General features: G+C 65.4%; 1 pseudogene. It reads left to right on the forward strand.

From position 1 onward, the window contains the following. Window positions 1-465, forward strand: a pseudogene (locus tag VG556_RS22455) (copper resistance protein B); the annotation flags it as partial.

Consider the following 465-nt stretch of genomic DNA (forward strand, 5'->3'; position numbering starts at 1 on the left):
CCGCAGATCAACAGCCTGCTGCTGATCGATCGCCTCGAACACTGGGACGGCAAGAACAGCACCGGCCAGGCCTGGGAGGCCACCGGCTGGATCGGTGGCAACATCAACCGCCTGTGGTTGCGCACCGATGGCGAACGCAGCCGCGGCCGCACGGAGTCGTCGTCACTGGAAGCACTGTATGGTCGCAGCGTATCGCCGTGGTGGGACGTGCTGGTCGGCGTGCGCCAGGACTTCCGGCCGGCCGACTAGCGCACCTGGGAGGCCATCGGCATCCAGGGCCTGGCGCCGTACAAGTTCGAGAGCTCGGCCACGCTGTACATGGGTTCTGGCGGCAAGCTGCTGGCCAAGGCCGAGGTCGAGTACGACGTACTGCTGACCAACCGCCTGATCCTGCAGCCGCTGCTGGAAGCCACAATCGCAGCCAAGGATGAACCGGAGTACGGCATTGGTCGCGGACTGAACAAG

It is taken from the genome of Stenotrophomonas sp. CASM106, assembly GCF_049384825.1.
Taxonomy (GTDB): domain Bacteria; phylum Pseudomonadota; class Gammaproteobacteria; order Xanthomonadales; family Xanthomonadaceae; genus Stenotrophomonas; species Stenotrophomonas muris.